Genomic DNA, 19,174 nt, shown 5'->3' with positions numbered 1-19,174 from the left:
GATGCAGCCGGTGGCGCAGGTGGCGGTGGTTCAGATGGCCCAACCGGAACACCTTTGGATGCAGTGCTTGGTATGGCAGCAGATTCACCATTGGCACCAATTACTAGCATGCTTGACCCAAGTATTTTGACCGATGCGATTGGCGGCGGTTTGCCTGTATAACTGAATGGTTTATTGAAATCAGCCTTTCTAGCGGGAGGCAAAACGTGACAAAATCGGGCAAGTTAACTTGCCCGATTTTGTTTATGGACCTGATCAATACAAATGGTGTACCGACTTGGGGGCGCATGCTCAAACTGCCAGAAAGTATCAATTGGCAGCAATACGACCTGCGCAACGCCATGGGTGCTCGGCGTATGGCCTGGCAAAAGAGATTTCTTTTCAAGCATTTCGATTTTTACGGCGCTTTGGGCGATGGTTTTACATTTGGTTGTGGGATGGTCCGTCTTGGTTTGTTGAATTCCACTTTCGCATATTTGAATGGACCAAAAGGTTTGCATCGAGTGCAGTTTGATTTGCCACTGGATACTGGCTTTCAAAGTGATTATCGACCGATTGGTCGAACTACCTGGAATCATCCGTTTAAATCCGACCATCACGTATTGGCCAGCCGTACGCTCGAATCGCGGGATTTGCACTTTCGTTTGGGTAAGCATTTTCATGGTTACTTGTCCATCGATTGCTCAAATTCTCAAACCCTCGCTTTGAATACACCTATTGCAAACACTGGATTTGCTTACGCTCAGAAAAGTAGCGGTGGCCAGGTGTCGGGGTGTATTCACCTGAACGGTGTGGAATATGTGTTGAGGCCGGAAAGAGACGGTTGTTACCACGACTGGACAGCAGGTTTTCTTCGCCGTGAAACTTTCTGGAACTGGGCTTGTGCAAGCGGGCGAGTAGGGGACGACCAACCATTGTTGTCACTGAATTTGGCGCGCGGCGTGAACGAGACCAGTGCACATGAAAACGTGCTTTGGGTCGACGGAAAACTTCACGATCTGCCATTGACCCTATTCGATTACGATAGAGACGATGTACAGAGGCCTTGGCGAGTTTATTCCCAATGTGGTCTGGTTAATTTAAAATTCATACCGATCGGCAGCATTGACGATCATAGAAATTTGTTCGTTTTGGCAAGTCGTTTCAACCAGTGCTTCGGCAAGTTCGAAGGCACAGTTACCATCAAAGAGACAGGTGTCACTTATTCATTGGCAGGTTTGACCGGCTGGTGCGAGGACCACTACGCCAAATGGTAGTTTTTTAAACTTCCACCATCTCAAAATCGCCCTTCGACACGCCACAATCTGGACACAACCAGTCCGCGGGTACGTCCGCCCACGTCGTTCCAGCCGGAATGCCTTCCGAAGGCATTCCAGCCGCCTCGTCATAAACTAGCCCACACACGATGCACACGTAAGTTTTCATTGCTATTTCTCCGCGAATCAAAAGATTTGATGCCGAATGCTACCAATTTGTTTTTCAAAAAAGTTGGTGTGATCCTCAGGTAACGAATTTTGATCGTTTGAAGTTTGGTCAAAACAATGAAAACTGAAGATGACCCACTTTAGGGTAAACGCCAATGATGCGAACGGGGGGCTTTCCATGACGTGCAAGTTTGCTGTGCTCAAAACAGGCTAGACTCACGGCTATACAGAGCAAAATCATACTGAAAAGATTCGAGGAGAGTGTTTATGTCAGTGAGTATCGACACCGTACGCGATGCATTGCGTAGTGTCATTGACCCCAATTTGAACAAAGACTTCATCAGCGCCAAGCTGATCAAGAACATTCAAGTAGACGGTGGCGATGTCAGTTTCGAATTGGAGTTGAGCTACCCTGGAAAAAGCCAGCTTGATGGCTTGCGAAAGGCTGCGATAGCTGCCGTGCGGTCAAAGGTTACTGGTGTGGAAAATGTTAGCGTTAACGCGACCATCAAGATTCAGACTCATGCGGTTCAGCGTGGCTTGAAGCCAATGCCCAATGTGAAAAATATTATTGCTGTTGCTTCTGGCAAAGGTGGTGTGGGGAAAAGTACCACTGCCGTAAACCTGGCTTTGGCCTTGGTGGCAGAAGGCGCGCGCGTGGGTATGCTGGATGCGGACATTTATGGTCCGTCTCAGCCCACCATGTTGGGTATTACAGGTCGCCCTCAATCCGATGATGGCCAGATTATTGATCCAATGGAGGGGCATGGTGTACAGGCCATGTCGATTGGTTTCCTGATCGACGAAGACACACCGATGGTATGGCGCGGCCCCATGGTTACCAGTGCGCTCGAACAATTGTTAAAGCAAACCAACTGGAAGGATCTTGACTATTTGATCGTCGACATGCCGCCAGGCACAGGCGACATTCAACTGACCCTCTCCCAGAAAGTGCCAGTAACAGGCGCGGTGATTGTAACCACACCTCAGGACATTGCTTTGCTGGATGCCCGCAAAGGCCTGAAAATGTTCGAAAAAGTGGGTGTGCCAATTCTAGGATTGGTTGAAAACATGGCTATTCATGTGTGCACCAACTGTGGTCACAAAGAACACATCTTCGGCGAAGGTGGTGGTCAGAAAATGGCTCAAGACTACAATATTCACTATTTAGGTGGATTGCCTCTGGACATGCGCATTCGCATGCAAGCGGATTCAGGCAAGCCAACTGTGGTTGCCGATCCAGATGGCGATCTTGCAAAAACCTACAAGGAAATAGCACGCAAGGTGGCAATTCGCATCGCCGAGCAATCAAAGGACATGTCTTTGAAATTTCCGTCGATCGTGGTGCAAAACACCTAAGTCAGTGTATTGCGGCGCGCCTGTGGGGGCACCTTTTGCATAAAGAAGCACTTTTGTTTAATCAAATTGCAGCCCCAGCCCCGCAGTCGGGGTTGGCTGGCGTGTGGTCTACCCCGCAAACCATGATCGACGCAGGTGGTAATCTGGCGGTCTGGGCGGAAAAAGGGGCCAAACAGCCGGAGCTTGCTTCAATCAAGGACATGCCTTGGTTGGTCCTTCACGGTGGCCCAGGTAACAGCCTAGGGGCTTCTCATGTTGCTCCATTGCGATTCGCAGGGGTGCCATGGTTTGGGTTTGACCAACGAAACAGTGGTTTGAGCGAAGACGTAGATCTCAGTGCAATTGATCTTCAGCGTTTTATTGATGACGCATTGGAAGTTGCAGATCGGCTTGGTGTTGGCCGTTTCCATATTTTGGGCGGATCTTGGGGCGCTACTTTGGCTCTGGCGATTGCTGTGTACCGGCCGAATCGTGTTGCCAGCGTCGTACTTCGGGCGCCTTTTATCCCTCTCAGACCCCGGGTGGATGCCTTTTTCGAATCACTTGAACACCTTGCTCCCGAGTATTTCGCAGAACATTTTGGGCCCGGTGCGAGAACTGACGTGATCTGTGAGTGCTTTGACGTTGCCACCCCGGAGCATCTGGTGGAGATGTCTGTGGCATGGAACAAGCTTGAGATCGCATTGCTAACTGGCAACACGGACAAGTTGGAAGGAAAGAAATCTTTCTTGACCGACATTCAGGAACTTGCGCTGGTACGAAAATATCGGTTGCAATCTTACTTTTTTAAACATGACTGTTTTTTGTCCCCATTCGATCTGATCGCGTTGATTTCCAAATGTTCGCAGGCTAAGTGGCCCTTAACCATCATTCAGGGAATGAATGATCGAGTTTGTCCGCCTGGTGGTTCTTTGATGCTGTCAGAGATGGTGGCGAGAACTCATTTGATTCAGTTGCCCGATACCGGACATCTTGCCGACTCAGGCCCAATGATGGCGGCCATATCGGAACAGGTTGCGCGCCATCACAAACTGCCAGAACGGAGTGGTTAAGGAACCCTTTAGAGGCGGTTGCCCACTAAATTGACGTGTATCAATCTTTTATTGGGCGATTCAATTCATGAACAATCAATCTGGACCCCGTCAGCCTTTTGGTCCTCGCGTTGCCACTGCAGCTAAACCAGGTCAAACCAGTCAGGCAAAAAGTTCTGAAAAACCCCTTGAAAACGGCTTTACTGCGACTGAGTCGGCATTGCTGCACGAGGCCATTACTTTGTCAGGAATGAAGTGGTTTGATGGTGACAATGTCATTATGGCCAAACAAGAGCAGTTCGAACTTTCATTCCGCTCCGGAGAGTCGCCTAACACCCGATGGGTGGTAATGGCCTTCCCGCTGTACAACATGAATGACCCTAATTCCGCCGAAATTTGTCTGCACTTCCTCGCTGAAGCGCACACCATGATTCACGTTCTTGATTTTCAGTACCAAGTTGGAATCAATATGGAGAGCGAGAATTTGGAGTTTTTGATGCAATTGCCGCTTACGGGTATCACCGGGGCGCAAATGGCAGAGTTAATTCGAGTTTTCTTTGATGCGCTGGCTAACTCAGTCATGAAGGAATTGGACGAGATTCTCGGAGAGATGAATCAGTAAGGGCCTTGCTCATGTAACATTTCGAATTATTGAACTTCTAACCAGTTGAATCGAGCATGAGCATCAAGTCTGACAAATGGATTCGTAGGATGGCCGAAAGTGAAGGGATGATTGAGCCTTTCGAGCCAGGCCAAGTGCGCTACGCTGGCGACAAAAGAATAGTTTCCTATGGTACGTCTAGCTACGGCTACGACATTCGTTGTGCGAACGAATTCAAGATTTTTACCAATATCAACAGCACAATAGTGGATCCCAAAAACTTTGATGAAAAAAGTTTTGTGGATTTCCATGGTGATGTTTGCATCATTCCACCGAATTCATTCGCTTTGGCCCGAACGGTTGAATACTTTCGAATTCCTCGGAGTGTGTTGACAATATGTCTGGGCAAAAGCACTTACGCTCGTTGTGGCATTATTGTCAATGTCACGCCTTTCGAGCCTGAATGGGAAGGGTATGTCACGCTGGAGTTTTCCAATACCACTCCACTGCCCGCGAAAATTTATGCGGGTGAAGGCTGCGCACAGGTTTTGTTTTTTGAAAGTGACGAAGTCTGCGAAACTTCCTACAAAGACCGTGGCGGCAAATACCAGGGACAGGTTGGCGTTACGCTGCCGAAAACCTGATTTGTTTTGTATCGCAAATATTGCCTTTCCAGTCGTCGCACATATTCACATTAACTTTGGCGAGAATTAGGGCAACCAAAGCAAACCCACAGGCGATGGCCCCAATCATGGACAGTCCGACTGTCAGTGGTGCCATTGGAACAGACAAAGCGGTTGAGGCCGCTATAGCAGCGGTCAGCGCCACTCGACATCCCAGCATTTGTCCGTGATGTTTGGCCAAAAGCCGTCGACCTATCTCTGTGCCGATGTGTTTGTCAAACGACACCAGCAACTTGTTTACACCTTGGAACGTCGCATAGGAAAACTGCATTAGGCCACGCGTCAGCGGGCCGTATTGATGCAAATTGTTCAGGATGTAACTGCTATGCGCTTTCCGTTGATTGACCATGTACTCTGGCACGGCCCGATGATTGCGTGACAATTGTTTGGTCCACTGCCGAATCGTATCAACAATGGGATTATTGGCACCATCAGTGTGGGTTAATATTTTTTCTAATTGATATTCTTTTGTGGTCAACAGTTTTCTGGCGATCAGCAAATACATGCTGTGTGAATTTGAGCTGTTCATCATGGCTCTCCGCATTTCGTCAGGCTGGCGCAGCTTGGCATATCTAGAGCTAGCGAACGCTATCACGGCGATGCTGGTGGTTGTCGACAGCAGGTAAAAAGATGCACCAACAGCTTTGTGTAGGGCAAATCCGAACATACTAAGTTGAGCGGAAACTACTCGACCAAGTGCAGATGACATCACTTTGGCCATGTCGAATTTTTCCCCTGATGAAATAATATTTCGGGTCGTGCGCTCAGTCAGACCTGAAATATCAGCAGTGTTCTCACCCAATTCTTCCAAAAGTCTGCTGACATGAATTAACCCCCGCAAGGTTCGACTTTTAAATCGTTCAGGGTGAGCAAGAATTTGATCGTAGGCATGCTGACGATTAGTGCACCCGCTGGCACTGTTTCGAACGCGTGCCATACGTTGATAACTGGTTTCGTAGCTATTACAAAGATTTCCAATAACTCGGGTTGGTCCGCGTCCCGCGAATTCCTTGCTCTTACTTTCTGACATTGCAGAATAACTGGAGACGCTACTGATTGGCATGCAGTTTGTGGGGCTCGAAAAGGCCTCATTGAACCTTGTCTGGATGACAATTGTATGAAGTAGCTATATCGAGGGATGGTTCGTTGACAATAGGGCTTGGAACAGTTGCCGACGTAGTGGATAATGCAGCCTTGATTAATGGCATATGCCAAATGCCAACCGTCTGTTTAAGAACCCGAACACAGGAAGATCAATGAAATTTCGTTTTCCCATCGTTATTATCGACGAAGATTTCCGCTCCGAGAACGCATCCGGCCTCGGCATTCGCGCCTTGGCTGACGCCATAGAGAAAGAGGGCGTTGAAATATTGGGTGTGACGAGTTATCATGATTTGTCCCAGTTTGCGCAACAACAAAGCCGAGCCAGTGCTTTCATCTTGTCGATTGACGATGAAGAGTTTGGTTTGGGTAGCAAAAAAGAAACAGAAGATGCTCTTCAAAATTTAAATAATTTTGTTCAGGAGATTCGTTTCAAAAATGCTGATATACCTATTTATCTGTATGGTGAGACAAGAACCTCCCGCCACATTCCCAATGCGATTCTGAAAGAACTGCATGGTTTCATTCACATGTTCGAGGACACGCCCGAATTTGTGGCTCGTCACATTATTCGCGAATCGAAAAGCTACCTTGATTCTTTGGCTCCGCCGTTCTTCCGGGCATTGGTGCATTACGCGCAAGATGGCTCCTATTCGTGGCACTGCCCTGGCCACTCAGGCGGTGTGGCGTTTTTGAAAAGTCCCGTAGGGCAAATGTTTCACCAGTTCTTCGGTGAAAACATGTTGCGTGCCGATGTTTGTAACGCGGTGGATGAGCTTGGCCAGCTGTTAGACCACACTGGCCCTGTTGCTGCTTCAGAGCGAAATGCTGCACGCATTTTTAACGCAGACCACTGTTTCTTCGTAACCAATGGCACATCCACTTCCAACAAAATGGTTTGGCACGCCAATGTGGCACCCGGCGATATTGTTGTAGTGGACCGGAATTGTCATAAATCGATTTTGCATTCGATCACCATGACCGGCGCTATTCCTGTGTTTTTGACGCCCACTCGAAACCACTTGGGAATTATTGGCCCAATCCCGCTCGAAGAGTTTCAGCCGGAAAGTATTGCCAGAAAAATTGCTAATCATCCATTTGCCAGTAAGGCCAAAAACAAAAAGCCTCGCATTTTGACCATCACACAAAGCACTTACGATGGTGTGCTGTACAACGTGGAAATGATCAAAGAGGTGCTAGGTTCGGAAATTGACACCTTGCATTTTGACGAGGCATGGTTGCCGCACGCCAGCTTCCACCCCATGTACAAAGACATGCATGCCATTGGTCGTGACAGGCCACGCACTAAAGATTCCTTGGTGTTTGCAACCCAGTCCACTCACAAGATGCTGGCGGGCTTGTCCCAGGCCTCGCAAATTTTGGTGCAGGAATCCCAGAACCGCAAATTAGACCGACATATTTTTAACGAAGCGTATTTGATGCACACGTCAACAAGTCCGCAATATGCAATTATTGCCAGCTGCGATGTGGCTGCAGCCATGATGGAGCCTCCAGGCGGTACCGCCTTGGTTGAGGAAAGCATCATGGAAGCGCTCGATTTCCGCCGCGCCATGCGCAAGGTGGCTGAAGAGTTCGGCGATGACTGGTGGTTTAAGGTGTGGGGCCCTGATGTGTTGAGCGAAGAGGGCATGAGCCCGCGCGACGACTGGTTAATTCACACCACCGACACTTGGCACGGTTTCGGCAAAATGGCCAATGGATTTAACATGCTCGACCCGATCAAGGCGACCATTGTGAACCCGGGGCTGGACGTGAATGGTCAGTTCTCTGATGCAGGTATTCCAGCGTCGATTGTGACCAAATACCTGGCTGAGCATGGTGTTATTGTTGAAAAAACAGGTCTTTATTCATTCTTTATCATGTTCACCATCGGGATTACCAAAGGCCGCTGGAATACCCTTGTAACCGCCTTGCAGCAGTTCAAAGACGATTACGACAAAAACCAGCCTCTGTGGCGTGTTATCCCTGAGTTCTGTCAGGCTTATCCTAGGTACGAAGCGGTGGGCCTGCGTGACCTTTGCAACACTATTCACGATATGTACCGCAAGAAAGACGTTGCCCGCCTAACTACCGAGATGTATTTAAGCGATATGCAACCGGCAATGGTGCCTGCCGATGCCTATGCGAAAGTGGCGCATCGGGAAATTGAACGTGTGGCGATTGAAGAATTGGAAGGCCGTATTACGTCTGCGTTGTTGACGCCTTATCCACCGGGTATTCCGTTGTTGATCCCGGGCGAAATTTTCAATTCCACCATTGTGGATTATTTGAGATTCGCGCGAGATTTCAACAAGCAGTTCCCGGGATTTGAGACCGATATTCACGGCTTGGTGGAAATTGAAGGTGAAAATGGGCAAATGGGTTACTTCGTGGATTGCGTGAAGGCCTGAATGCAGCATCACTGCGGGATTTGGCATATTCGCTTTGTTTCGGTTGAATGCCACATCACCTCGCCTATGCAAGGCTTCTGATTCCGGCTCATGATTCTGGCTTTGGGCATGCGAAACGCGAAAGCGTCTTCGCATCGATTGCTGCGCAATCGCCCTGCGCTGCGAATCCGCCGGGAAGCCTTGCTTGAAACCGGCAAAGTGATGTGGCACTCAAACCTGCCGCGCGCAATACACACTCTCGCTGGTGAATATAGCCTAGTGACGGCGCCAGTGATGGCGCTGAAGCCACAGCCGAATCTGGCAAACCACCGGTCCGCCTAGGCAATTGCAAAGTCCGCATTGCCCTCATTTCGCCTTCAAGAAAGCCTGCCCGTTTGTTGAATTCACCGTCCGGTCGGCGTAAGCCGAAAGCGCAGCCCGCCCGCTTTTTTAGCGGGGGCGCTTAGGGCAGTGAATTCAACAAAAAGGGAGTTTTCAGGCTTTCAGGCGGAGGAGGGCATGCGGCTTTGCAAATGTTTCAGCTTACTTTGTCTAACGCCTGCATCAAATCAGCAGTTAAGTCAGCAGGCTCTTCAAGCCCAATCGCCAAACGAAGTATCGGCCCACATTGCCCATGCGCATCTGCCAGATACCGCTTACGACTTTCGGGCACATTCACCACAAGCCCCAGGCTTTCTGGCCCGCCCCATGAATAGGCAATCTTGAAAAGTTTCAGCTTGTCGATGACTGCACAGGCTTGCTCATCGGTGAATTCAGGTTTTAACACCAAGGAAAAGATGCTGGCAAAACCCTTGAAATCACGTTTGTAAAATTCATGGCCAGGGCATTCCGGAAATTCCGGGTGCAGCACCTTTGCAACCGCAGGGTGATCTTTCAAAGCGCGGGCAACCTGCAGCCCGCTTTCGGCCTGCTGCGTGTATCGCAAAGGCAGGGTAAGCAAGCCGCGAAGTACCAAGGCACAATCGGCTGGCGACACACCCAACCCGAGCACGCGGTTCTTGCGTTCTACATCAGCAAAAGCGTTGGTGTTGTCGCTCAGTACTGCGCCCATCAACACATCGGCATGGCCGCACTGGTATTTCGTCAATGCTTGCACGCTGTAGTCAAATTCATGTTCAAACGGCTTGTAAGCAATTCCCGCTGCCCAGGTGTTGTCGATGCCAGTGCGTGCGCCGTGGGCCTTGGCAAAAGCCACTATAGCTTCCAGATCTGGCACCTCAAAGGTAAGCGAGCCAGGTGCTTCCGTCCAAACCAGTTTGGTGTTGGCTTGCAGGGTGGCTTTCACGGTTGCAGCATCGTAGGGGTCGTATTCCGAAAACTCGATTCCGTAGTCCATTTTCAAGCTGCGCGCCAATGCTTGTACCGGGCCATATACATTCTCGGGAATCAGCCAATGGTCGCCAGTTTTCAGGCAGGCTTGTGCCACCAAAGCGATGCCGGTAAGCCCAGAAGGGCACACCAATGCATACGTAGCTCCTTCAATCTCGGCCAGTTTTTTGGCTAAGGTGTATTGCGTGGGGTTGCCGTGTAGCCCATAGCTGTAGTCCAGCCCAAGCGGATTCACCGTGGCGCGCTGCGCTGCGGTGTTGTCAAAGAACGTGCTGGACCCGCGGTACACAGGCACCGGCAAGGATGAAAAACCTTCTTTGCTGGCAGGCTTGGAATGAACAATGTTCGTGCTCAAACCATGCGCGGTTTTCGGATGTTTGAAGGTGCTCATTTTGCGCTCACAGCGTCTTGATCATCACTTGCGACTTTCTGTTCCAGTCGTACAGGCGCTTGCGTTCAATCGGCAGTTTGTCCACATCGCCCACCACGAACCCACGCTTCAAGAAAAAGTGTGAGGTTTGCGTGGTCAGTACAAACAATTGTTTTAAGCCTTGCTTGCGCGCATCGTGTTCTATCTTCTTCAGCAAACGCTCGCCATCACCCGTGCCTTGCCAGGAAGGGTGCACCACCAAGCAGGCCAGTTCAGCCACGCGTTGCTCGTGGTAGGGGTACATGGCTGCGCAGCCCCACAAAATGCCGTCGTGTTCCAGCACAGTGAAATGATCAATGTCGCGTTCAATTCGGTCGCGGCCCCGGCGCACCAAAATACCTGCCATTTCAAGGGGTTCAATAAGGGTTTTAATGCCGCCTGAGTCATCCAGCGTGGCTTGGCGTAAGCTCTCAAGGTTTTCCTCTGAAACCATGGTGCCCACACCGTCATGGGAAAACAGCTCAAGCAACACACCACCATCCAGATTCAACGGCACAATGTGCGCGCGGCCAACGCCGCCTTGCACCGCCAAAATGCAGCACTCCAGATAGTCTTTTGTGAGTTCGGGCAATTCTTCTTGAAGCATGATTTCGCGTGCACGGTCCAGCTCAAGTTCTTCAAGCAGCTTGTCGTCTTTGTCAAAGATGCCTTCAATCTGGCTGACAAAAATCAGCTTGTCGGCTTTCATGGCGCGCGCAGTGCTGGTGGCCACGTCTTCCATGGTCAGGTTGAATGCTTCACCCGTTGGCGAAAAGCCAATTGTGGATAACAAGACGATTGCGCTGCTGTTCAAACTCAACTGAATGGCAGACACATCAATCTTCCGCACCAGCCCGGTGTGTTGCAAATCCACGCCATCCAGAATGCCCATGGGCCTCGCGGTGATGAAGTTGCCGGAAATAACCCGCATCGACGAATGCGCCATGGGTGTGTTGGGCAAGCCTTGTGAAAACGCAGCCTCTATGTCTAGCCGCAGTTCACCCGCTGCTTCTTTGGCGCATTCCAGCGCGCCTTTGTCGGTGATACGCCAACCCTTGTGAAACGCTGGCTGAATGTTTCGCAAAGCCAGTTGCTCTTCAACTTGGGGGCGAGAACCACATACCAGCACAATGCGCATGCCCATGGCGTGCAGCAGCGACAAATCTTGAGCCAGCGAATTCAGATAGCCATGGTGTGCCAGTTCACCATCCACGGCTACCACAAAAGTTTTCCCGCGGAATGCATGAATGTAGGGCGCAACAGTACGCAGCCATTGAACAAAAGTTTGGCTGTTCATGGAAAGGTCATCGTGGCTGGGGGTGTTGCTCATCGGCTTGGGGGCTGTCCTGAAAAAAGGGAATACACTGTGGGCAGCCGTTGCTGCCTGTTCGATTGATTATAATTTCCGATTGTGTGTAGTCCAGCGTTCACACTGTTTTTCCCCGATTTGATCGGAATTTGAACCTTATATTGGTCATTTGTGTTGTCAAAAGAGCAAACCATTCAGTCCCCACCCGAAATTCGCTATCCCGAAGAGTTGCCGGTTTCCCAGCGTCGTGAAGAAATCAAACGGCTCATTGATGCAAACCAGGTTGTTATTGTGTGTGGCGAAACCGGTTCGGGTAAAACCACCCAGCTACCCAAAATGTGTCTTGAACTTGGGCGTGGTTTGAAAGGCCAAAGTATTGTTCACACCCAGCCGCGCCGTTTGGCAGCGACCGCAACCGCCAAGCGAATTGCACAAGAATTGAATTCAGAAGTGGGCCAGTGGGTGGGCTTCAAAATTCGTTTTCAAGACCAATCCAATGCCAATACCGCGGTCAAGCTGGTCACCGACGGTATTTTGCTGGCCGAAAGCCAAACAGACCCGCTGTTTAAAAAGTACGACACCATCATCATCGATGAGGCGCACGAGCGCAGCCTGAACATCGACTTCTTGTTGGGCTATTTGAAAGAGGTTCTGAGCAAGCGACCCGATTTGAAGTTGATTGTGACGTCTGCAACCATCGACGCAGAACGTTTTTCCAAACATTTTGAAGATGCCGCAGGAAAGCCTGCACCTGTGATTGAAGTGTCGGGCCGACTGTACCCGGTTGAAGTGCGTTACAAAGACCCCAACGACTTCGATACAAACCGGCGCAAGAATGCCCCGGTGAACCCATCGGACGAAGTGGATGAGGACGCCTTTCAGGCCGCCACCCTGGATGCCGTTGAAGAGCTATGCCGCGAGGGCCAGGGCGACATTTTGATGTTTCTGCCCGGCGAGCGTGAAATTCGCGACATGGCCAATTTCCTGGGCAAGAACATGCGGCTAGCACTTGAGGTGTTACCGCTGTTTGCCAGGCTGACTGCGCAGGAACAGGAACGCATTTTCAAGCCAAGCGGTCGCAGGCGCATTGTGCTGTCGACCAACGTGGCTGAAACCTCGCTGACAGTGCCCGGCATACGCTACGTAATTGATTCAGGCCAGGCGCGTGTGAAGCGCTACAGCTACCGCAACAAGGTTGAAATGTTGCAGGTTGAGCGTATTTCCAAGGCATCGGCCAATCAGCGCGCAGGCCGGTGTGGCCGTGTGGCCAACGGTGTGTGCATTCGCCTGTACGCAGAATCTGATTTCGCAGGCCGTGCCGATTATTCCGACCCGGAAATTCTTCGTTCTTCGTTGGCTTCTGTAATTTTGCGGATGAAAAGCCTGCACCTGACCGAAGTCGAAGATTTCCCATTTTTGCAGCGCCCAATGGGCCGAGCCATCGCCGATGGTTACCAGTTACTCAGCGAACTGAACGCACTGGACGAAGCAGGGCAGCTAACCAAGATTGGGCGGGCATTGGCCAAATTGCCATTGGACCCACGCATTGCAAGAATGTTGTTCGAGGCAAGCCAGCGCGCCTGCCTGAATGAGTTGTTGGTGTTGGCCGCTGCCTTGTCGATTCAAGACCCACGCGACCGGCCAATTGACGCCCAGGAAGCCGCCGACAATGCGCAGCAGCAATTTGACGACACAGAATCAGACTTCATGTCATTTCTTAAATTGTGGAAGTATTATGTTAATTTAAAAGAACAATCATTGACCAATCGCGAAATGAAAAATGCGCTGCAGCGCAAATTCTTGTCAGCCAACCGCCTTCGCGAATGGGGCGAAGTGCACCAGCAGCTAACCGCCATGGTGAAAGATCAAAAGTGGACCTTGAACACCAAAGCAGCGGAATACGATCAAATTCACATGGCTTTTATGGCGGGTTTGCTGGGCAATATTGGTTTGAAGCACGAAACCGACCCGATTTATTTGGGTGCACGCAGCATTAAGTTTTCAGTGCACCCGGGGTCGAATCTGTTTAAAAAAGGATTTAAGTGGATTATGGGCGCAGAGCTTGTTGAGACCACGCGCCTTTACGCCCGCAGCGTGGCCAGAATTCAACCCGACTGGATAGAAAAGGTCGGGGCACACCTGCTAAAGCGAAACCACACCAATCCGCATTGGGAAAAGGGTTCAGGCCAAGCTGTTGCACTGGAAACTGGCACCATTTACGGTTTGCCCGTGTATTCACAGCGCAGGGTCAGCCTTGCCCGGTTCAATCAGGCCGATGCGCGAAGGCTGATGATTCACGAGGGATTGGTGCCGGGGCAAGTTAAAACCAACGTGCCCTTTTATGTTCACAACCGCAAGTTGATTGAAGACTTGGAAAAGCTTGAACACAAAGCGCGTCGCCAGGATATTTTGGTCGACGAAGCATTGATCGCCCAGTTTTACGACGACAAGCTGCCAGCAGGTGCCTACAACCAGCAAACCCTGGAAAACTGGGCCAAGCAAGCCAGCAAAGAAGACCTGGCCGCCTTGTATTTGAACAAGGAAGACCTGCTGAGCAAAAAAGCGGGTGACATTACCACCGAGTTTTATCCCAAGAAGCTGGAAATGGGTGGTTTGGCCTTTGATTTAAGCTACCACTTCGAACCAGGCAGCCCCCGTGACGGCGTTACCTTAACCATACCTTTGATGTTGCTGAACCAGGTGAATGTAGGCCGCACGGAATGGCTGGTGCCCGGCATGCTGAAGGAAAAAGCCTTGCTGCTGCTGAAAAGCTTGCCCCAAAAAATTCGCCGCCATTGTGTGCCAGTGCCGCAGTTTGCAGAGAAATTTGCGCAGGCGCATTACGACCCCAAGCTATATGAAAAACCTTTGCTTGAACGCCTGCGCGACTTTGTGGCCAGTGAAACACCCGCACGGCCCTTGCTGAGCGACTTCAGAATTGAAACCCTGCCACCGCACCATTTCATGAATTTCAAGCTGGTGGATGAACATGGTCGCCAACTTGACATGCAACGCAGCCTGTCTGCCTTGAAAGCCGAATGGGGGCGCAAAGCGCAAGAAAGCTTCAAAAGTTCAGCTGTAGTTGAACAGGTTCGCGCGCAGGTGCAAGTGCAAGTGGGGGTGGGTGAGGGAGCTGCCCCCCAGGCTAACGCAAAACCCGGACACCACAATGTTACGCAAAACAAGCTGACGCAAAACAGTCAAGCCGCCAAGACCAGTGAGGCCAGTGAGGCCAATAAGTTCAACGACCAGCCAATCACCGACTGGAGTTTTGGAACCTTGCCCGACATGCTGGAAATCAAGCGCGGTGGGCAAACCTTCTTTGGCTACCCCGCTTTGAAAGACATGGGCGAGCACTGCATTGTCGAGGTGTACGACGAAGAAGAAATCGCACGAAAGGTTCATCTGGATGGTGTGCTGCGCCTGTTCAATATCGCGTTGAAAGAACCGCTGAAATACCTGACCAAGAATCTGCTTGATTTCCAAAAAGTGGCCATGCTGTACATGCCTTTGGGTTCGGCAGAAGATCTTCAATTGCAGTGGATAAAGTTGACCTTGATGCGCAGCGCTTTGGCTGCTGGTCTGCCTTCCACGCAAGCAGAATTTGCAAGCAAAGTGCAAGAAGCACGTGCACGAATGAATTTGATTGCACAGGAAATCGGAAAAATCCTGTTGATTATTTTGAATGAGCACAGTGCCTTAAGTAAAAAGCTTCAAGCCTCTGCCAAAGCCTTTCCAGATTGTGTGGCAGACATTCAAAACCAGTTGAACTGGCTGTTGCCCAAGGGCTTTCTGCTGAAAAAACCATGGGAGCAATTGGCCCATTACCCACGTTATTTAAAGGCAGCACAGATTCGCCTGGAACGTGCGCGCAATTCAATCGACCGTGACAAGCAGTTGATGAAAGAAGTCATGGATCTTCAATTACACTGGGTCCGTGCAAGTTCGCAATTGAAAGGTCAGGAAGACGAAAGCTTGAGTCAGTTTGCCTGGCAGCTTCAAGAACTAAGGGTGTCTTTGTTTGCCCAAGAGCTGAGAACCCCCATGCCTGTGTCGGCAAAACGACTGCAGAAAGCCTGGGAAACCATGGCCAGGCGAAATCAATAAATAAGGAACGTGTATGAACAATGCAATGTCCATTCTTTTTAATGCCCTGGTCGATTCTTTCCGCCCAAAAATGCTGATGCTGACTTTGGTGTCAGTGGCCATCGCCTCTGTATTCTGGCTGGTGGTTATCTGGCTTTCTATTGACCCTTTGGTCAATGCGGCCATGTGGGCTTTGTCGTTTGTTGGGCTCGACTTTTCTGTAGAAGCCTTGGCCACCGATGCAGCGTTTCTAGGCTGGCTTAAGTTCATTCTTGTGCCGTTGGCTGTATTTGGATTGTTGTGGCCAATTGTTGCCACTTCAGCAGTGCTGCTGGCTGGCTTGTACGTCACCCCGCCTGTGGTGAACTATTTGACCGACAAAGAGTTTCAAGGCATTGCGAAGAAGGGCGATTCAGGCACGGTCATGAGCTTGTGGGTCACCTTAAAAGCAGTTGTTGTCTTCTTGATTGCCTGGATTGTGACATTGCCCCTTTGGCTGATTCCCGGCATGGCTTTCGTGTTGCCAGTGTTGCTTACTGCCTATTTGCTCATGGCGGTGATGCGGTTTGACTCCCTGGCTGGGCATGCCACCAAGTTGGAAATAAAGGAAATCAAAAAGCGCGACAGCACTTCGGCCTGGCTGATCGGTTTGGTGTGTGCGTTTCTTAGTTTCATACCGCCCATCCTGTTAATCATGCCTGTAATGTCAGCCCTTGCGTTCACACGCCATTACATGGGCGCATTGGTCAAAGTGCGTGAAGACAAAGTCATTGAAATGCCCATGATTGAAACAAACTAAAAACCTTATCGAAGAGCAACACAATGGCAGTACCTAAAATTGGCCTCATCGTGGTCGGCGATGAAATTTTGTCGGGCTTGCGGCAAGACAAGCACATACCTGCAGTCATCGAAAGACTTTCAGCACGAGGTTTGCATCTTTCTTGGGTGCAGATGGTGGGTGACGACCGTGAATTCTTGACTGATACATTAAGGCGTTCATTCGCAAGCGACCACATTGTGTTGAGCTGCGGCGGGATTGGTGGCACACCCGATGACCACACTCGGCAAGCAGCGGCACAAGCATTGGGTCGGCCTATCGTTCGCCACAGTGGGGCAGTGGAATTGATTCGCCAGCGTTGCGAAGAAAGTGGTCAGCCGATGGATGAATTCAGATTGCGCATGGCTGATTTCCCTGAAGGTGCCACTCTGATCCCCAATCCTTTTAATCGAATCGCTGGCTTTACTGTGGGGCAGCACCATTTTGTGCCAGGCTTTCCGGTCATGGCATGGCCCATGATTGAATGGGTTCTAGATACCTTGTACATCGAGTATCACCATCAGGAACTTGAATACAAGCGTGCCTTGCTGTTGTTTAATACCCCCGAAGCGAGAATCACGCCTGTAATGGAGCTGCTTGAAACGGCATTTCCCGACTGTAAGCTGTACAGCTTGCCCAGTGTTGGCGACAATAAAATGGCCAGGCACATTGAACTGGGTGTTAAAGCGCGTGGTGGCATCGAGAAGAAAGAGGTGGTTACAACTGCATTCAACGAGTTGTTAAAAATTCTTGAAACCATGCAGTGCAAAGTTGAATTGATTGTATAAAAATTGAATAAAAAAAAGCCTGCCACAAAAGTGGACAGGCTTTGAGAATTCGTTCCAGGAGGAACGAGGAGACATCGTTACAGGCAAGCTACCAATTAGGCAGCTTTGCGGGCCTTGGTTGTGGCTGTGTTGGTGGCCTTGATGGTTGCCTTGCTTGCGGCGTCCATATTGGCTTCTGCCATTTCAACAGCTTGTTTTGTGGCCTTGCTTACACCTTCGTAAGCTGTATTCGCTGCCGTCAGTGCGGACTTCATGAATGCAACTGCACTCTCAGAACCGGCTGGGGCGTTCTTGCTGGCTGTTTCAACGATTTCGGCCAGTTTTTCATTGCTTTCAGCAACTTGCTGCTCAACCATTTTGGCTGTCTCAGAAGCGAAACTGGAAGTCAAAGCGTAAAGATCTTTGCTGTATGCAACTGCTTTCTCAGACATTGGCTGAGCAACAGAGCTAGATACAGCCATAAATTCTTGGATGTCTTTCGCAGATGACAAAGCCTTCATGGCTTCAGCGCTGTCTTCCATGTAAGATTTAACAGCATTCAAATTCAATTCGACTACTTTCTCAACGTTGCTGAACGACTGCTGGCTCAGACCCAAGATCTTCTCAAGGTTGGTTTTTTGAACGTCCAGGAATTGTTCGGGGGTCATCATCATAGTTTGCTCCGTCAGGTTTTTTAACGCTAAATTTGTCGTTTTGAACACCGTTTGACGCGGTGCACAAATTGAATTCTACCAAAATTTTTTTCGCTGTCAATAAAAATGTTGCGATGCAATAATTTATGTTCGTTCTGTTGTATTAATGATGATTGACGTTTTCTACACCGATGAGTTCGTGCTGCCGCTGCCTGCTGGTCATCGGTTTCCAATGCAGAAGTATCGGATTCTTCGTGACAAAGTGGAGAAAACCCTTCACACAGCAAAGCTTTGTGTGCCTTTAGCGGCCACGCCAGGACAATTGGCGCTTGCGCACTGCACCGAATATATTCGTCGAATTGAAAGTGGTGAAGTTTCCGCAAATGAACAAAGGGCGATTGGTTTTCCCTGGTCTGAACGAATGGTTGAACGTTCGTTGCGCTCGGTGGGGGCGACTGTGGCGGCAGTTCGGAGTGCGGTGCACCATGGGGCATCAGTAAACCTGGCTGGCGGCACTCACCATGCCAAGCGTGCTGAAGGTGGTGGTTTTTGTGTGTTTAACGATTTGGCAGTAGCGGCCAGGGTGTTTCAAACAGACGCAATCGCGGCGGGCACCAGAACTGATCATTTGGCAGCCGGCCCTACGGTTACTCCCAAGGTGCTGGTCATTGATCTGGATGTTCACCAAGGTGATGGTACGGCAGAAATTTTGACTGGTGACAACAGCACTTTTACTTTTTCAATGCACGGCCAGAGCAACTATCCATTTGTGAAGACCAAAAGTGATCTGGACATCGCTCTGTCGGACGGAACTGGCGATGCGGACTATCTCACTCAACTTGAATCCGCACTTGAGAGCATTGAACGGGTGTTTTCTGCCGATCTAGTCCTGTATGTGGCAGGGCTTGATGCTCACCATGCCGACCGATTGGGCAAACTGTCACTGAGCGATGCGGGCATTGAGCAAAGGGATCGAGTTGTACTTCATTGGGCTAAAAAACAGGGGTTGCCTGTGGTGGCGGTTATGGCGGGTGGTTATTTTAACGACCTTGAATACTTAACAGACCTCCAATTGGGGGTGGTCCAAAGGCTCGCAGAATACGGTCAGCACTACTCAATCTAGGTATATTTAAGAAAAAGCTCGAAATAGGCCACTTAAAAGCCTGTTATTAAAAGATCTAGGGCCTTGGCTGC

Annotated in this window: 16 protein-coding genes; 11 read left to right on the top strand and 5 right to left on the bottom strand. The window is 50.1% G+C overall.

Translation table 11 applies throughout. The annotated features are described in order from the left end of the window. The first annotated feature begins 287 nt into the window (after window positions 1-287). Entirely contained in the window at window positions 288-1,256 is a 969-nt protein-coding gene (locus NSP04_RS10405; RefSeq protein ID WP_257512259.1) for a DUF2804 domain-containing protein, read from the top strand. A gap of 4 nt (window positions 1,257-1,260) precedes the next feature. On the opposite strand, the gene NSP04_RS10400 is transcribed toward NSP04_RS10405, so the two are convergent. Beyond that, window positions 1,261-1,425, bottom strand: a complete 165-nt coding sequence (locus tag NSP04_RS10400) for a rubredoxin (protein WP_257512258.1) — start codon at window positions 1,423-1,425, stop codon at window positions 1,261-1,263. Window positions 1,426-1,691: 266 nt separating this feature from the next. Between NSP04_RS10400 and apbC the strand changes: the two genes are divergently transcribed. The 4 genes from apbC to dcd all read left to right on the top strand — a co-directional run bounded on the left by apbC (window position 1,692) and on the right by dcd (window position 5,059). Then, window positions 1,692-2,783 carry an iron-sulfur cluster carrier protein ApbC gene (gene apbC / locus NSP04_RS10395; protein WP_257512257.1) on the top strand — a complete coding sequence of 364 codons (1,092 nt, stop codon included), beginning with the start codon at window positions 1,692-1,694 and terminating at the stop codon, window positions 2,781-2,783. A gap of 35 nt (window positions 2,784-2,818) precedes the next feature. Beyond that, entirely contained in the window at window positions 2,819-3,835 is a 1,017-nt protein-coding gene (locus tag NSP04_RS10390; RefSeq protein ID WP_257512256.1) for an alpha/beta hydrolase, read from the top strand. A gap of 67 nt (window positions 3,836-3,902) precedes the next feature. Continuing rightward, window positions 3,903-4,436: a hypothetical protein gene (locus NSP04_RS10385; protein ID WP_257512255.1), complete on the top strand. Its 534-nt coding sequence runs from the start codon at window positions 3,903-3,905 to the stop codon at window positions 4,434-4,436. Between the two features lie 56 nt (window positions 4,437-4,492). Then, window positions 4,493-5,059 carry a dCTP deaminase gene (dcd, locus tag NSP04_RS10380; RefSeq protein ID WP_257512254.1) on the top strand — a complete coding sequence of 189 codons (567 nt, stop codon included), beginning with the start codon at window positions 4,493-4,495 and terminating at the stop codon, window positions 5,057-5,059. Here dcd and NSP04_RS10375 read toward each other — a convergent pair. Continuing rightward, the gene (locus NSP04_RS10375; RefSeq protein WP_257512253.1) at window positions 5,040-6,161 is read right to left on the bottom strand and encodes a hypothetical protein; all 1,122 of its coding nucleotides are present in this window, start codon (window positions 6,159-6,161) and stop codon (window positions 5,040-5,042) included. The two genes, dcd and NSP04_RS10375, sit on opposite strands and share 20 nt — an antisense overlap. 193 nt (window positions 6,162-6,354) lie before the next feature. Here NSP04_RS10375 and NSP04_RS10370 point away from each other — a divergent pair, with 193 nt between their 5' ends. Both NSP04_RS10370 and NSP04_RS10365 read left to right on the top strand, forming a co-directional pair. Continuing rightward, a complete protein-coding gene (locus NSP04_RS10370) occupies window positions 6,355-8,610 on the top strand; it encodes an arginine/lysine/ornithine decarboxylase (RefSeq protein ID WP_257512252.1) in 2,256 nt (751 codons plus the stop codon). Window positions 8,611-8,700: 90 nt separating this feature from the next. Continuing rightward, window positions 8,701-8,931 (top strand): hypothetical protein, encoded by a 231-nt coding sequence (locus tag NSP04_RS10365; RefSeq protein ID WP_257512251.1) that lies wholly within the window; start codon window positions 8,701-8,703, stop codon window positions 8,929-8,931. Between the two features lie 196 nt (window positions 8,932-9,127). Here the strand turns inward: NSP04_RS10365 and NSP04_RS10360 are convergent, their stop codons facing one another. Both NSP04_RS10360 and argA read right to left on the bottom strand, forming a co-directional pair. Beyond that, a complete protein-coding gene (locus NSP04_RS10360; RefSeq protein ID WP_257512250.1) occupies window positions 9,128-10,330 on the bottom strand; it encodes an aminotransferase class I/II-fold pyridoxal phosphate-dependent enzyme in 1,203 nt (400 codons plus the stop codon). 7 nt (window positions 10,331-10,337) lie between these two features. Continuing rightward, complete coding sequence (argA, locus tag NSP04_RS10355) at window positions 10,338-11,678, bottom strand: amino-acid N-acetyltransferase (protein WP_257512249.1); 1,341 nt, start codon at window positions 11,676-11,678, stop codon at window positions 10,338-10,340. Between the two features lie 150 nt (window positions 11,679-11,828). Here argA and hrpA point away from each other — a divergent pair, with 150 nt between their 5' ends. The 3 genes from hrpA to NSP04_RS10340 are packed head-to-tail and all read left to right on the top strand — an operon-like array spanning window position 11,829 to window position 17,348. Further along, window positions 11,829-15,764, top strand: a complete 3,936-nt coding sequence (gene hrpA / locus NSP04_RS10350) for an ATP-dependent RNA helicase HrpA (RefSeq protein WP_257512248.1) — start codon at window positions 11,829-11,831, stop codon at window positions 15,762-15,764. Between the two features lie 13 nt (window positions 15,765-15,777). Further along, window positions 15,778-16,542: an EI24 domain-containing protein gene (locus NSP04_RS10345; protein WP_257512247.1), complete on the top strand. Its 765-nt coding sequence runs from the start codon at window positions 15,778-15,780 to the stop codon at window positions 16,540-16,542. A 23-nt stretch (window positions 16,543-16,565) separates the two neighbouring features. Continuing rightward, window positions 16,566-17,348 carry a competence/damage-inducible protein A gene (locus NSP04_RS10340; RefSeq protein ID WP_257512246.1) on the top strand — a complete coding sequence of 261 codons (783 nt, stop codon included), beginning with the start codon at window positions 16,566-16,568 and terminating at the stop codon, window positions 17,346-17,348. A gap of 95 nt (window positions 17,349-17,443) precedes the next feature. Here NSP04_RS10340 and NSP04_RS10335 read toward each other — a convergent pair whose 3' ends face one another. Continuing rightward, on the bottom strand, window positions 17,444-18,001 hold the full coding sequence (locus NSP04_RS10335; protein WP_257512245.1) for a phasin family protein: 558 nt from the start codon (window positions 17,999-18,001) through the stop codon (window positions 17,444-17,446). 145 nt (window positions 18,002-18,146) lie between these two features. On the opposite strand from NSP04_RS10335, the gene NSP04_RS10330 reads away from it, so the two are divergent. Then, window positions 18,147-19,103, top strand: a complete 957-nt coding sequence (locus NSP04_RS10330) for a histone deacetylase family protein (protein ID WP_257512244.1) — start codon at window positions 18,147-18,149, stop codon at window positions 19,101-19,103. The last annotated feature ends 71 nt before the right edge of the window (window positions 19,104-19,174 follow it).

It is taken from the genome of Limnobacter parvus, assembly GCF_024623725.1.
Classification (GTDB): Bacteria; Pseudomonadota; Gammaproteobacteria; order Burkholderiales; family Burkholderiaceae_B; genus Limnobacter; species Limnobacter parvus.
This window is presented reverse-complemented; position numbering and strand designations above follow the sequence as displayed.

Coding starts and splice junctions, on each gene's coding strand:
- NSP04_RS10405 (WP_257512259.1), top strand. CDS start 288: ATGCTCAAACTGCCAGAAAGTATCAATTGGCAGCAATACGACCTGCGC.
- NSP04_RS10400 (WP_257512258.1), bottom strand. CDS start 1,425: ATGAAAACTTACGTGTGCATCGTGTGTGGGCTAGTTTATGACGAGGCG.
- apbC (WP_257512257.1), top strand. CDS start 1,692: ATGTCAGTGAGTATCGACACCGTACGCGATGCATTGCGTAGTGTCATT.
- NSP04_RS10385 (WP_257512255.1), top strand. CDS start 3,903: ATGAACAATCAATCTGGACCCCGTCAGCCTTTTGGTCCTCGCGTTGCC.
- dcd (WP_257512254.1), top strand. CDS start 4,493: ATGAGCATCAAGTCTGACAAATGGATTCGTAGGATGGCCGAAAGTGAA.
- NSP04_RS10375 (WP_257512253.1), bottom strand. CDS start 6,161: ATGCCAATCAGTAGCGTCTCCAGTTATTCTGCAATGTCAGAAAGTAAG.
- NSP04_RS10370 (WP_257512252.1), top strand. CDS start 6,355: ATGAAATTTCGTTTTCCCATCGTTATTATCGACGAAGATTTCCGCTCC.
- NSP04_RS10365 (WP_257512251.1), top strand. CDS start 8,701: ATGATTCTGGCTTTGGGCATGCGAAACGCGAAAGCGTCTTCGCATCGA.
- NSP04_RS10360 (WP_257512250.1), bottom strand. CDS start 10,330: ATGAGCACCTTCAAACATCCGAAAACCGCGCATGGTTTGAGCACGAAC.
- argA (WP_257512249.1), bottom strand. CDS start 11,678: ATGAGCAACACCCCCAGCCACGATGACCTTTCCATGAACAGCCAAACT.
- NSP04_RS10345 (WP_257512247.1), top strand. CDS start 15,778: ATGAACAATGCAATGTCCATTCTTTTTAATGCCCTGGTCGATTCTTTC.
- NSP04_RS10340 (WP_257512246.1), top strand. CDS start 16,566: ATGGCAGTACCTAAAATTGGCCTCATCGTGGTCGGCGATGAAATTTTG.
- NSP04_RS10335 (WP_257512245.1), bottom strand. CDS start 18,001: ATGATGATGACCCCCGAACAATTCCTGGACGTTCAAAAAACCAACCTT.
- NSP04_RS10330 (WP_257512244.1), top strand. CDS start 18,147: ATGATGATTGACGTTTTCTACACCGATGAGTTCGTGCTGCCGCTGCCT.